The organism is Lentzea roselyniae (assembly GCF_039537795.1).
GTDB classification, from domain to species: Bacteria; Actinomycetota; Actinomycetes; order Mycobacteriales; family Pseudonocardiaceae; genus Lentzea; species Lentzea atacamensis.
Genome location: NZ_BAABBE010000003.1, coordinates 234,541 through 247,056 on the forward strand (window position 1 = coordinate 234,541; position 12,516 = coordinate 247,056).

The 12,516-nt window shown below is 69.3% G+C and carries 13 protein-coding genes; 6 read left to right on the plus strand and 7 right to left on the minus strand.

Annotated elements, in window-relative coordinates:
• The first annotated feature begins 18 nt into the window (after window positions 1–18).
• Window positions 19–1,257, plus strand: coding sequence for a cysteine--1-D-myo-inosityl 2-amino-2-deoxy-alpha-D-glucopyranoside ligase (gene mshC / locus ABFX45_RS06550; RefSeq protein ID WP_109640266.1), 1,239 nt, complete (start codon window positions 19–21; stop codon window positions 1,255–1,257).
• Between the two features lie 35 nt (window positions 1,258–1,292).
• Here mshC and ABFX45_RS06555 read toward each other — a convergent pair whose 3' ends face one another.
• Window positions 1,293–1,964 carry an isopentenyl transferase family protein gene (locus tag ABFX45_RS06555; RefSeq protein WP_346128345.1) on the minus strand — a complete coding sequence of 224 codons (672 nt, stop codon included), beginning with the start codon at window positions 1,962–1,964 and terminating at the stop codon, window positions 1,293–1,295.
• Between the two features lie 164 nt (window positions 1,965–2,128).
• Here ABFX45_RS06555 and ABFX45_RS06560 point away from each other — a divergent pair, with 164 nt between their 5' ends.
• Window positions 2,129–2,704, plus strand: a complete 576-nt coding sequence (locus ABFX45_RS06560) for an LOG family protein (protein ID WP_346128347.1) — start codon at window positions 2,129–2,131, stop codon at window positions 2,702–2,704.
• Between the two features lie 6 nt (window positions 2,705–2,710).
• On the opposite strand, the gene ABFX45_RS06565 is transcribed toward ABFX45_RS06560, so the two are convergent.
• Window positions 2,711–3,220, minus strand: coding sequence for a hypothetical protein (locus ABFX45_RS06565; RefSeq protein WP_346128349.1), 510 nt, complete (start codon window positions 3,218–3,220; stop codon window positions 2,711–2,713).
• Window positions 3,217–3,459, minus strand: coding sequence for an ATP-dependent Clp protease adaptor ClpS (locus ABFX45_RS06570; protein WP_346128351.1), 243 nt, complete (start codon window positions 3,457–3,459; stop codon window positions 3,217–3,219). Before ABFX45_RS06570 ends, ABFX45_RS06565 begins: the two co-directional genes overlap by 4 nt.
• Before the next feature lie 36 nt (window positions 3,460–3,495).
• Here ABFX45_RS06570 and ABFX45_RS06575 point away from each other — a divergent pair, with 36 nt between their 5' ends.
• Window positions 3,496–4,533 (plus strand): hypothetical protein, encoded by a 1,038-nt coding sequence (locus tag ABFX45_RS06575; protein ID WP_346128353.1) that lies wholly within the window; start codon window positions 3,496–3,498, stop codon window positions 4,531–4,533.
• 63 nt (window positions 4,534–4,596) lie between these two features.
• Here the strand turns inward: ABFX45_RS06575 and ABFX45_RS06580 are convergent, their stop codons facing one another.
• Complete coding sequence (locus tag ABFX45_RS06580; RefSeq protein WP_325051079.1) at window positions 4,597–6,300, minus strand: S8 family peptidase; 1,704 nt, start codon at window positions 6,298–6,300, stop codon at window positions 4,597–4,599.
• Window positions 6,301–6,796: 496 nt separating this feature from the next.
• On the opposite strand from ABFX45_RS06580, the gene ABFX45_RS06585 reads away from it, so the two are divergent.
• Complete coding sequence (locus tag ABFX45_RS06585; protein WP_346128356.1) at window positions 6,797–7,906, plus strand: S1 family peptidase; 1,110 nt, start codon at window positions 6,797–6,799, stop codon at window positions 7,904–7,906.
• A 42-nt stretch (window positions 7,907–7,948) separates the two neighbouring features.
• On the opposite strand, the gene ABFX45_RS46355 is transcribed toward ABFX45_RS06585, so the two are convergent.
• Together ABFX45_RS46355 and ABFX45_RS06590 are read right to left on the minus strand one after the other, a co-directional pair.
• Window positions 7,949–8,260 (minus strand): putative RNA methyltransferase, encoded by a 312-nt coding sequence (locus ABFX45_RS46355; protein ID WP_428834092.1) that lies wholly within the window; start codon window positions 8,258–8,260, stop codon window positions 7,949–7,951.
• 51 nt (window positions 8,261–8,311) lie between these two features.
• The gene (locus tag ABFX45_RS06590) at window positions 8,312–8,809 is read right to left on the minus strand and encodes a GbsR/MarR family transcriptional regulator (protein WP_233440082.1); all 498 of its coding nucleotides are present in this window, start codon (window positions 8,807–8,809) and stop codon (window positions 8,312–8,314) included.
• A gap of 83 nt (window positions 8,810–8,892) precedes the next feature.
• Between ABFX45_RS06590 and ABFX45_RS06595 the strand changes: the two genes are divergently transcribed.
• Both ABFX45_RS06595 and ABFX45_RS06600 read left to right on the plus strand, forming a co-directional pair.
• Window positions 8,893–9,780: an ABC transporter ATP-binding protein gene (locus ABFX45_RS06595; RefSeq protein ID WP_109640258.1), complete on the plus strand. Its 888-nt coding sequence runs from the start codon at window positions 8,893–8,895 to the stop codon at window positions 9,778–9,780.
• Window positions 9,777–11,375, plus strand: coding sequence for an ABC transporter permease (locus ABFX45_RS06600; protein WP_346128359.1), 1,599 nt, complete (start codon window positions 9,777–9,779; stop codon window positions 11,373–11,375). Before ABFX45_RS06595 ends, ABFX45_RS06600 begins: the two co-directional genes overlap by 4 nt.
• Here the strand turns inward: ABFX45_RS06600 and ABFX45_RS06605 are convergent.
• Window positions 11,305–12,477 carry an MFS transporter gene (locus ABFX45_RS06605; protein ID WP_346128361.1) on the minus strand — a complete coding sequence of 391 codons (1,173 nt, stop codon included), beginning with the start codon at window positions 12,475–12,477 and terminating at the stop codon, window positions 11,305–11,307. The two genes, ABFX45_RS06600 and ABFX45_RS06605, sit on opposite strands and share 71 nt — an antisense overlap.
• Window positions 12,478–12,516: the final 39 nt, after the last annotated feature.

Here is a 12,516-nt window from a genome sequence, read left to right on the forward strand (position 1 = left end):
CGCGTTAGTGTCGGATGTATGCAGACCTGGTCATCAATTCCTGTGCCGCGGGTTCCGGGGGACCCCCGCCCGCTGCGGCTGTTCGACACGGCTACGGGCGAAGTGCGCCCCACGGCGCCGGGAGACACCGCCAGGTTGTACGTCTGCGGCATCACGCCGTACGACGCGACGCACCTCGGCCACGCCGCCACCTATCTGGCCTTCGACCTCGTGCACCGCGTGTGGCTCGACAACGGCCACAACGTGCACTACGTCCAGAACGTCACCGATGTCGACGACCCGCTCCTGGAACGCGCCGAGCGCGACCAGGACGACTGGGTCGTGCTCGCGATGCGCGAGACCGCCCTCTTCCGCGAGGACATGGAGGCCCTGCGCGTCCTGCCGCCCCAGGACTTCGTGGGCATCGTCGAGGCGATCCCCGAGATCGTCGAGGTCGTCGCCAAGCTCCTGGGTGACGGTGTCGCCTACCGCGCCGACGATGCCGAGTACCCGGACATCTACTACTCGCACGACGCCACGGGCCGCTTCGGCTACGAGTCGAACTACTCCTCCGAGGAGATGCTGCGCCTGTTCGCCGAGCGCGGCGGCGACCCGGACCGTCCCGGCAAGCGCCACCCGCTCGACGCGCTGCTGTGGCGGATGAAGCGTCCCGGCGAGCCGTCGTGGCCGTCCGAGCTCGGCGACGGCCGCCCCGGCTGGCACATCGAGTGCAGCGCCATCGCCCACAACCGCCTCGGCATGGGCTTCGACGTGCAGGGCGGCGGCTCCGACCTGATCTTCCCGCACCACGAGTACTCGGCGGCGCACGCCGAGGCGCAGACCGGCCAGCACCCGTTCGCCCGCCACTACGTGCACGCGGGCATGATCGGCCTCGACGGCGAGAAGATGTCGAAGTCGCGCGGCAACCTGGTCTTCGTCTCCAAGCTGCGCTCGCAGAAGGTCGACCCGAACGCGATCCGGCTCGCGCTCCTGGCGGGCCACTACCGCGCGGACCGCCCGTGGACCCAGTCGCTGCTGGACGACGCGCTGGAGCGGCTGGCGAAGTGGCGGCGCGCGGCCGACCTGCCGTCCGGGCCGTCCGCCGCGGACACCGTCGCCCGGCTGCGTGACCACCTGGGCAACGACCTCGACACGCCCAAGGCCCTCGTGGCGATCGACGCGTGGGCGGACGAGGCGCTGTCGCACGGCGGCTCGGACTCGCACGGTCCGTCGCAGATCCGCACCGCCGTGGACGCGCTCCTGGGCGTGGAGCTCTAACCGGGGCAGACCCGGCTCCGCTCATCGGAGCCGGGTCACTCGTGGTTCCAGCCGAACAGCCGGGTGAACACCTCGTGCTGTTCGAGGCTGTGCTCGTGGTGCACCAGTGCGACGAGCTCGGCCAGCTCGGCCATCCCGGCGTCGTCGACACCGGGGAGGTCCTCGGGGTCGACGCGGTGCTGCTCGCACCACCGCAGCACGGCCTCCGGCCCGTTCACCGACGCGACGAACGCGCGCTGCTCCCGGTGCTGCCAGGCCTTCGCGATCTCGTCGAGCATGCCGTCGGCGATCATCCGCGCGGCCCGTGTGCGCAACCGGTCGAGGTGTGCCCGTTCATCGGTGAGCGGCAGCACCGTTGACGTGAGCTGGAACGGGAACCGCCCGCGGCAGTCGGCGAACCTGCGCAACAACGAGATGGATCCTCCCTCCACCACCACGTGCTCGTGCGTGCGGCTCAGCGTCTCGACCTTCCGCAGCAGCGCCCACGCGGCCTCGTGCACCGGGTAGTCGCCGTCCGGCACGGTCCGGCGGGCCAGGTGCAGGCGGCCGGGCCCGTCGAGCCGGGCACTGGTGACCGGCAGGTCGAGATAGCACTGGATCCGGTCGGCCACGACGATCGGTGCATTGTTGTGCACATCGGCGACTTTCACTGCGACGTCCGATTTGCCCGCACCGGTGGGGCCGACGACGAGATGTACGCAATTCATTGCCCGCTCCTTTGTGGTGGATCTCCCCCCACTTTCACTCGCTGCCGCTGGAGTGCCGCGGAAGTTCAGGCTTTTTCAGAAAAAGTTCAGCGATACTGTCGGGTTCCGCAAGTGATGTCCGTTTTTGCGCATCGTTCCGCTCGGTATGGTTATAGTGTGGCGTCATGAGAGTGTGCGTTTTCTGCGGTTCGTCGGCCGGCCGTGTGCGGCACATGGAGACCGCTGCCGGCGTCGGCAGGGTGCTCGCGGAGCGGGGGATCGAGGTCGTCTACGGCGGCGGCAGGATCGGCACGATGGGGGCCGTGGCCGACGGCGCGCTGAACGCGGGCGGGTCGGTCGTCGGGGTGATCCCGCAGCACATGATCGAGTGGGAGATCGCCCACGACGGACTGGCCGAGCTGCACGTCGTCGACACGATGCACCAGCGGAAAGCGCTGATGGCGGATCTGTCGGACGCGTTCGTGGCGCTACCGGGCGGCGCGGGCACGATGGACGAGCTCTTCGAGATCTGGACGTGGGCGCAGCTCGGTCTGCACGCCAAGCCGATCGGTCTGCTCAACACCGGAGGGTTCTACGACCACCTGATCGCGCTGATCGACCACATGGTCGCTGAAGGCTTCCTGAAAGCGCCCTATCGCGAGATCGTTCTGGTTGACGACGAAATCGGGCGGCTGGTAGATCGGATGGCGGAGTACGAGCCACCGGCGTACGAGTGGGTGGAGGACGCGCCTATCCAATAAATAGCTTCACTGCCGGGATGTGTCGGTCATGTTAATTTCCGGGCAAGCCGGGCACTCCTGAACCAGGAGTGCTTTCACGAGCTGGCACTGGACCGTCGAGAAAGCCATGACGTACTCGTGATCGGCCTTCCAGAACAGCCGGTAAAGTGACCGGGCCTGACTCATCACGACAATCCGCTCGTCGGCCTCGGCGAAGCTGAGCACCCTCGGCCCGGGGCCGGTGCAGCGTGCCCTCACCCGATCGACGGGTGCGGGATCGGCGAGCTCTTCGCGGTACCGCCTCCGGAAGCCCGCCGACAGCCACCATGACGCACCGGCCTGCGGGAGCATCCGGCGTAGCAGCGAAGACCTCCGTACGGCCCCCCACGGATGGCGGAGCCGGAACGTCACACTGCCCGGCGTGTAGACCTGCACCAGCAGATCGAGCGCCGCCATGAGGCCGGTGACGAACTCCTCGGTCATCTCCACCAGCACGCCGCCGTCGACGGGTTCGGCGCTGAAGGTGCTCTTGCTCACCGAGCTCTCCCGAAGGTCGCGTGCAGACCGGACCGCATCAGCCGGAACGTGACTTCCTCCGCCGTCTTGCGGTCGTAGGTTCCGACCACCGCGCTACCACTCTCGTGGATCGCCAGCGTCTGGCGTTGTGCCTGTTCCGCGTCGTGGCCGCAGGCCTTGCGCAGCAGGTGTTGCACGACGCAGAACACGTTGACGTCGTCGTTGTGCAGCACGACCTGCCATCTGTCCCCGGAACTCACCGGCAGAGTATGCGCGAAGGCCACAATGGACCGGTGATGGAGGCGGCGAGACGCGATCTGGCGCGCATGCGGGAGTCGGCGGACGCGTGGCAGGAGTTGCGCTACGAGCGCACGGCGGACGGTCGCGACGCGAACGAGGTACCGCGCGCGAAGGTGTTGTGGGCGCTGCAGTACGACCGCCGCCCCGGCGACCTGTCCCTGCTGCGGTTCCTGGCCGAGCAGGAAGCCTTGTGCCGCAGGCATTCGCCGCATCAGGGACTCGGTGAACAGGCCGCGCTGGCCGGCTTTCTCCTCGCCGAGCACCGGCAGGCCGAGGACGCGTGGCGGCAGTACGAGATCAAGCGCGCCAACTTCGACACCCTGCTGGGCTACGACGTCGAGCACGTGTTCGCGGCCGGCGTGCGGGTCACGATCGACCACCTGCGTGCCCTCGACCACCCCGACCGCGACAAGGCGCTGGAGTACCTGCTCGGCACGGGAGTCGACGAGGAACGCGTGGAGGAGTGGGCGCGGGACGAGCGGGAGTGGTTCCCGGAGGACCCCGCCGACGAGGACCCGCTGACCTGGTTCGACCGGGCGATGCTGGTGGGGGAGAAGGACCTGGCGCGCGCCGAGCTGGACCGGTGGGCGAGTGGCCGCGAGCGGGACGGCAGGACGCTGAGGACGCTCTGCTTCCACCTGATGGCGCTCGATGAGTTCGCTGAAGCGGCGCGCGTGCAACGGGAAAGCCTCGCGTTCGCGGACAACGACTGGGACCGCGCGTCGGCGTGGCAGACGCTGGCCGGTCTCGAACGCCGGGCAGGAGACCACGGTGCCGCGTGGGAGGCGTTGTGTGAGTGCCGCAGAGCGCTCGAGCACGTCGACGGCTGGCGCGAGGCCGGCCTGGGCCGCCAGTTCGTGGAGGAGCTCTTCCTGCTGGCGGGGCAGGCGGAGGGCGAGCTGGCGAAGGAGGCGTTCGCCGAGGCCGAACGGCAGGCGCGCGAGGTGCCGCGGTTGCCGCCGGTCGTGTTCGAGGCCGCCGCCGAGGCAGCGCTCAACATCGGTGACGAGGCCGCGCTGGAGCGGTATCCGTGAAAAGGAAACCGCCCCCGGGGCGGAAGCACCGGGGGCGGTCTCGTTCAGTCACAACCGGTCAGCTCAGACGTCGAGCGTCCAGTTGTTCAACGTGCCGCTGTCCAGGAACGCCGCGTCGCGCACGCGCAGCGTCCAGGTGCCGTTGGCAGCCTCACCGGAGAGGTTCTTGGTGTAGGTCTCGTTGATGTTGTCGGCCGAACCGCCGGAACGGTTGTGCAGGTTCACGACCGTGCCGTCGGGCGCGACCAGGTCCACCACGAGGTCGCCCTTGTAGGTGTGCGTGATCGAGACCTTGACCGTCGCCGTGGCCGACGCGTTGCCCGCGCAGCCGGAGATGACGATCGTGCTGGTCACGGTCTGCAGGTCGCCGATGGTGACCGGGGTGGAGTTGGTCTTGGCGTCACAGCCGCCACCAACGGCGTTGACCGTCCACGTGAAGGTCGCGGAACCGGTCTTGCCCGCCGAGTCGGTCACCGTGGCGGTCACCGTGGAGGTGCCCGCCGTGGTCGGCGTGCCGGAGATCGCGCCGGAGGCGCTCGCCGACAGACCGGCCGGGAGACCGGAGACGGACCAGGTGTACGGCGCGGTGCCGCCGGACGCCGAGAGCTGGAGCGACACCGGAGAGCCGACCGTGGAGGTCTGGTTACCGGGGTTGGTCACCGACGGGTTGCCCGGCTGTCCACCGAAGAGGGTGTAGAGCAGCTTGTTCGGGGAACCGGTGCCGGGGCTCGTGATCTTGTTCGGGGTCGACGCGCCGTTCAGGCCCGCCCAGACAGCGGCAGGGCTGTCGCTCGGGTGCGTGGCCAGCCACAGCGCCGCGGCGCCCGCGACGTGCGGGGTGGCCATCGACGTGCCGGAGATGTTGTTCGTGGCGGTGTCGTTGGTGTTCCACGCCGAGACGATGTTCGAGCCCGGCGCGAAGATGTCCGTGCAGGTGCCGTAGTTCGAGAACGACGAACGCGCGTCGGTGTTGGTCGACGAGTTCACCGTGATCGCCTCGGCGACGCGGGCCGGGGACGTCGAACACGCGTCGGTGTTCGAGTTGCCGGACGCGATCGCGTAGGTGACACCGGACGAGATGGAGTTGCGGACGGCCGTGTCGAGCGCGGCGGCAGCGCCACCACCCAGCGACATGTTCGCGACCGCCGGCTTCACCGCGTTCGCGGTCACCCAGTCGACGCCGTCGACGACGCCCTGGATGGAGCCGGAGCCCTGGCAGTTCAGGACCTTCACCGCGACGACCTTGGCCGCCTTGGCGAGGCCGTACTGCGAGCCCGCGATGGTGCCGGCGACGTGCGTGCCGTGGCCGTTGCAGTCGGTGTTGTTGCCGTCGCCGGAGGTGTTGGTGCCCCACGTCGCGCGGCCGCCGAACGTCTGGTGCGTAGTGCGCACACCGGTGTCGATGACGTAGGCGGTCACGTTGGACGCGGTCGTGTCGTACTGGTAGCTGTTGCTCAGCGGCAGATCCCGCTGGTCAACGCGGTCCAGACCCCACGACGGCGGGTTCTGCTGGACGTCCATGATCTTGATCTGGGCGTCCTGCTCGACGAACGCGACCTGCGGGTCCGCGGCGAGACGGGCGGCCTGCCTGGCCGTCATCTTCACCGAGAACCCGTTGAGCGCGTGCTGCCAGACCTTGCCGACCTGGCCGCCGTACTTGCTCGCCAAGCCCGGTGCGGCGGCCCTCGACGCCGTTCCGGCCTTGAGCGAGACGATGTAGCTGTCCTTCACGACATCGGCGCGGTCCGCGCCGAGAATCGTCCCCACGTTTTCTTGAGCTGAAGCAGCGGGCACCACAGCGGCGGCCAACGATAAGGCAGCGGCGGCGGCGAGTCCCGTACCCAAGACTCTTCGCATGGCAGGGTTCTCCCTCGTGCAGGGAACAGGGTGTCCTGCACGCTAGCCCTAAACCGCAGGTCAGAGGGATACGCCGACGAGTGCGAACTGTTGACAGATTTGCCTTCGCGTGTCAAAGCGAATGTCGCTCTCCGTCACGGAAATAGACTGAGAGAAGGCATTTGGATTCCCTATACCAACTCTGATGCCGGGAGGTCCACCCCTCGATCGGCCCTACCGTCCGTAGGCAGCACAACATAGCGTCACCCAGACGGAGGAACGAACTGATCGGGCAGTTCGACCGCCTGGGGACGCCATTGCTTCCGTGTCGTGCGGGCTGTGTTGCAGCACAGCCGATCTCCTCATCGCGGTTGCCCGGTCCGGCGTTACACCGGCCCTGCAAACCGAACATTGAGGAGAAATGCCTATGAAGCGCATGGCTGTCGCGGCTGTGGCCGTGCTGGCGGGTGCCCTCGCGACGACGGTCTCCCCTGCCGCCGTCGCCGCACCGGAGCCGTCGGCTGACCTGCTCGCCGCGATGCAGCGCGACCTCGGTCTGAACGCCCAGCAGGCGGCGGAACGGCTGCGTCAGGAAAGCGCGGCCGCGGTCCTGCAGCACGTCGCGAAGGGGTTCGCGGGTGACGAGTTCGGTGGCGCGTGGTTCGACGCGTCCATCGGCAAGCTCGTCGTCGGTGTGACCGAGGGCGTCACCGGCGCCAAGGCCGACCGCATCAAGCAGCTCGGCGCGCAACCCCGCACGGTCGCTCACAAGGAGAAGGACCTCGACGCGGCCAAGACCAGGCTGGACGCCGAGAAGGCGCCCGCCGAGGTCACCGGCTGGTTCGTGGATCCGCAGGCCAACGCCGTGACGATCACCGTCAAGCGCGGTCAGGCCGAGGTGGCGAAGTCGTTCGCGGAGAAGGCGGGCACGCTCGCGAAGGTCGTCGAGACCGACGAGGCACCCCGTCTGCTCAAGGACATCCGCGGCGGCGACGCCTACTACATCAACAACGCGGGCCGCTGCTCGGTCGGCTTCGCGGTGCAGGGCGGGTTCGTCACCGCCGGGCACTGCGGCTCCAAGGGCGACACGGTGGCCGGCGTCGACCGTTCGGCTCTGGGCGTGTTCGAGGGCTCGTCCTTCCCGGGCAACGACTACGGGTGGGTCAAGGCCAACTCGGCGTGGACGCCCACGGCCAAGGTGAACCACTACGGCGGCGCTGACGTCGTCGTCTCCGGTCACACCGAGGCCGCGGTCGGCGCGTCGATCTGCCGTTCCGGCTCGACCACGGGCTGGCACTGCGGTGTCGTCCAGGCGAGGAGCCAGACGGTGAACTACCAGGAGGGCTCGGTCAGCGGCCTGACGCGCACGGACGTGTGCGCGGAGCCCGGTGACTCGGGCGGCTCGTGGGTCAGCGGCACGCAGGCGCAGGGCGTCACCTCTGGTGGCTCCGGCAACTGCACCAGCGGCGGCACGACCTACTTCCAGCCGGTCAACGAGATCCTTTCGGCGTACAACCTGACGCTCATCACGGGCTGACGGGCAACCTTGCCCGGTGGGCGGTGACCAGGACTGACACGGTCACTTGCCTGCCGGGCAAGCCGTCGAGCGCCGCGCGTGGGCCCTGGTCCCGAGCAGGCCGCGCGATCCGACGTGTCGAGTCCCGGTCCGCGGGCTCCCGGCAGGTGGTCGAGCACTCGCCCGGACCACGGCCGGGTCATCACCGCTCGTGACACGGGTGTCGGCCAGGAGACTGACGTAGCCGTGCCGGGCGATGTCGAAGGTGTGGCCCGCGGCGCAGCTCAGCGCGTGGCGGGCGGGAGACAGGCGGCCTGATGAGGGCGCACCGAAGAGGGCGACGCCGTCGGCATCGCCCTCGAGCCTTCCGATCACAGGAAGAAGTGGTGCGCGATGCTCGCGAACTTCATGCGGAACCCCTATGGCTCAGGCTTTCCGCTGTTCCAGCCATTTCTCGCGGTGCGTGCGCCACCGGTCGAGCAGTGTGCCGAGCTCGAGGTGGCAGAAGCGGAAGAACTCGCGCGTCTCGTCCAGGCGCGCTCCCGCCTCGGTGTCCTCCCCGAGCGTGTCCACGCCCTCGGTCAGCACCTCGTCGATCACCTGCAGCATCTGGTCCCTGCGGAACGTCGCCTCGTACCAGACGTTGTCGCGCATCCGGTAGATGTCGCGGCGCGATCCCGGCTCCCGTTCGCGGCTGACGATCTGGATCGTGGTCAGGTAGCGCACCGCGCCCGACACCGCCGCCGGGCTGATCTGCAGCAGATCGGCGATCTCGGCCGCAGTGAGCCGCCCTGAGTCCGTCGTCAGCAGCGCCGCGAGGATGCGCGCCGGCATGCGCGGCATGCCGGCGTCCGCCAGAATTCCGCCGAACCGCTCGACGAACTGGCTTACCGCCTGCGTGTCACGCTGTGTAGCTCCCGTCACCGCGGCATCATCCCCTTCCGCCAGTCGATCGGGCAAAATTTACGTCCTTCACGAACTTGTGAAAGAAGCGTAGCTTACCGGCCATGACATCTGCGATATCCGTGTCGGGCCTGGTGAAGACCTTCGGCCCGACGCGTGCACTGGACGATCTCGACCTGGACGTCCAGACCGGTGAGGTGCACGGCTTCCTCGGCCCGAACGGCGCGGGCAAGTCGACGACGATCCGGATCCTCCTCGGCCTGCTGCGTGCCGACTCCGGCACCGCGCGGCTGCTCGGCGGCGACCCGTGGAAGGACACCGCTGCCCTGCACCGCCGCCTCGCCTACGTCCCCGGCGACGTGAACCTCTGGCCCAACCTGACCGGCGGCGAGGTCATCGACCTGCTCGGACGGTTGCGCGGCGGCCTGCGCAAGCAGCGCCGTGAAGAGCTCCTGGAGCGCTTCGAGCTGGACCCGCGCAAGAAGGGCCGCACCTACTCCAAGGGCAACCGGCAGAAGGTCGCCCTCGTCGCCGCCCTGTCGAGCGACGTCGAGCTGCTCATCCTCGACGAGCCGACGTCTGGCCTCGACCCGTTGATGGAGGCCGTCTTCCAGGACTGCATCAACGACGAACGCGAGCGTGGCCGCACCGTGCTGCTGTCGAGCCACATCCTCGCCGAGGTCGAGGCCCTGTGCGACCGGGTCAGCATCATCCGCAACGGCCACTGCGTCGAGACCGGCACGCTCGCCGACCTGCGGCACCTGACCCGCACGTCGATCTCCGCAGAGCTGGCCGGGCCGCCGAACGGGCTCGCGAACCTCGACGGCGTGCACGACCTCGTGGCCGAGGGCAACCGCGTCAAGTTCGAGGTCGACTCGGACAAGCTCGACCTCGCGCTGAAGCAGCTCGTGTCGTCGGGTGTGCGCACGCTGACCTCGCAGCCACCGACGCTGGAAGAGCTCTTCCTGCGGCACTACGAGGACGCGAAATGATCGGCACGGCCCTCATCGGTACTGGGCATCTGGTCCGGCTGGCGCTGCGCCGCGACCGGATCCTGCTGCCGATCTGGATCCTGTTCCTGGTCGGCATCACGTACTCGACGACGACCGCCCTGGAAGAGCTGTACAAAACGCCCGAGTCGCGGGCGCTGCTCGGGGTCACCGCCAACGCCAACTCCGCGTTCCTCGCGATGCTCGGCCCGCTGCACGACACGTCGTCGCTGGGCGGCCTGGTGGCCTGGCGCTGGGGCGTCTTCTCCGGGCTGTTCATCGCGATCATGGCCATGCTCGTCGTCACCCGGCACACGCGCGCGGAAGAAGAAGCCGGCCGCACCGAGCTCATCAGCGCGACAGTTGTCGGACGGCACGCACCGCTCGCCGCCGCGGTGATCGTCGCGGGCGGCACGAGCCTGCTGATCGGCGTGCTGCAGGCGCTGGCGCTGATCGGCAAGGATCTGGACGCCACCGGCGCGTTCGCGTTCGGCCTGTCCACGGCGAGCGTCGGTCTGGTCTTCACCGGGGTCAGCGCGTTCACCGCCCAGCTGTCGGAGAACTCGCGCGTGTCCAACGCGATCGCGGGCGGCTTCCTCGGTGTGACCTACCTGTTCCGCGCCGCGGGCGACGCGGCGGGGGAGTCGGGGCCGCAGTGGCTCACCTGGTTCTCGCCGATCGGCTGGACCGAGCACGTGCGGTCGTTCGGTGACGACAGGTTCTGGGTGCTCGGCATCTCGCTGGCCGCGTTCGTGCTGCTGGTGGGCGTCTCGGCCTACGTCGTGACGCGCAGGGACGTCGGCCTCGGTCTGCTGGCGACCAGGCTCGGTCCGGCCGGCGGCACGATCGGCACCCCGTTCGGCCTGGCGTGGCGGCTGCAGAAGGGCTCGCTGATCGGCTGGTCGCTGGCGTTGCTCGTGGTCGGCACGATCTACGGCAGCGTCGCGCAGGCGGTCGGGCAGATGGTGCAGGACAACCCGGCGCTCGGCCAGATCGTGCAGCAGATCGGCGGCGCGGACGCGATGGTGGACGCGTTCTTCGCCACCATCACGCAGATGCTGGGCCTGATCACGTCGATCTACCTCGTGCAGGCGGTGCTGCGGCTGCGGTCGGAGGAGACGTCGTTCCGCGCCGAGCCGCTGCTCGCGACCCCGGTCTCGCGCTGGGGCTGGGTGGCGTCGCACGCGGTGTTCGCCCTGGCCGACGGCGCGGTGGTGCTGGCTTCCGCCGGTCTCGGCCTCGGTCTCGTGCACGGCCTGCGCACCGATGACCTCGGCACGGTGCTCCCGCAGATGCTCGGCGCAGCGCTCGTCCAGCTCCCGGCGGCCTGGGTGATCGCGGGCGTGGCGCTGGCGTTGTTCGGGCTGTTCCCGCAGTTCACCGGCGTGAGCTGGGCGGTGGTGTCGGTGTCGCTGGTGATCACGCTGCTCGGCCCCGCCCTGCAGCTGGATCAGTGGATCATCGACGTCGCGCCGTTCACGCACGTGCCGAAGTACCCGGACATCGTCGCCGGGCCGCTGCTGTGGCTCACCGGAGTGGCGGCGGTGCTTCTGGCTGCGGGGTTCGCCGGGTTCCGGCGCCGCGACCTGACCACGTGACGACCGCGGGCACGGTGATCAGCAGACCGGCCGGGACGAGGAAACCCAGCAACGGGTGGGCCTGATACAGCGGAACGAACGCCAGCGGGGCCGCGGCGGCGCCCATGAAGCGCAGTGACTGCACGACACTGACGCTGCCGCCCCTGTTGGCGTTCTCGCTCTGCAGCACCAACGCGTTGATGCTCACCAGCACACCCTGAGCGGCCGCCCCGGTCAGCGCCCACGCGAGGACCACGATCGCGACGACCGGGGTCGTGCCCGCCGCCGCGATGAGGCCCGCGCCCAGCGTCGCGCCCACGACGACCGTGGTCGCGGCACCGAACCTGTCGATCGCCTTGCCGACCTGCCGCGCGGTCAGGAAACCGACGATCCCGAACCCGGTGAGCAGCAACCCGCGTTCACCGGCGCCGAGGCCGAACACGTCGTCCAGCCGGAACGCCACGAGGAACGACAGCCCGCCCAGGCAGCCCCAGCCGACGAACGCGACGACGGCGGGCCTGATCGTGCTCGGCACGAAAGCGCTGCGCAGGCTCGCGTTGCGCTCCGGCTCGGCGTCCGTCTGCGGCACGCCCAGCACCGCCAGCCCGACGGCCACCACGGAGATCACCACGAACGCCAGCCGCCAGTCGATCTCGGCGGTGAGGCCGCCGACGAGCGGGGCCGAGGTCTGCCCGGCCGCCTGCGTCGACCCGAACAGCCCCAGCGCGCGGCCGAGCTTCTCCTTCGGCGTCGAGGCGGCGATCACGGCCAGCAGCACCGGCGTGGTGAACGAGTTCGCGGCGCCCTGCAGCGCGCGTGCGGCCAGCAGCACCTCGAACGTCCAGGCGCTCGCGGCCAGCGCGGAGGTGACGGCGTAGGCGATGTACGCGATCCGGACGGTCCGTTGTGGACCCCAGCGTTGGGCGAACGTGCCGGACACGAGCATCAACACGGCGAACGGCACGAGGTAGAACGTGAGCGTCGACGCCGCGGAGCCCGCCGACCGGCCGAAGCTCGCCCCGATCTCGGGCAGGATCGACGTGGTGATGGCGCCGCCGAACGGCCCGATCAATGCGCCGGCGTACAACCCGGCGCGTGCCAAGCGGCCCACAGAAACGTCCACCGTCCAACCCTAGTGCGGGGGACGGCACAACCGCGCTGT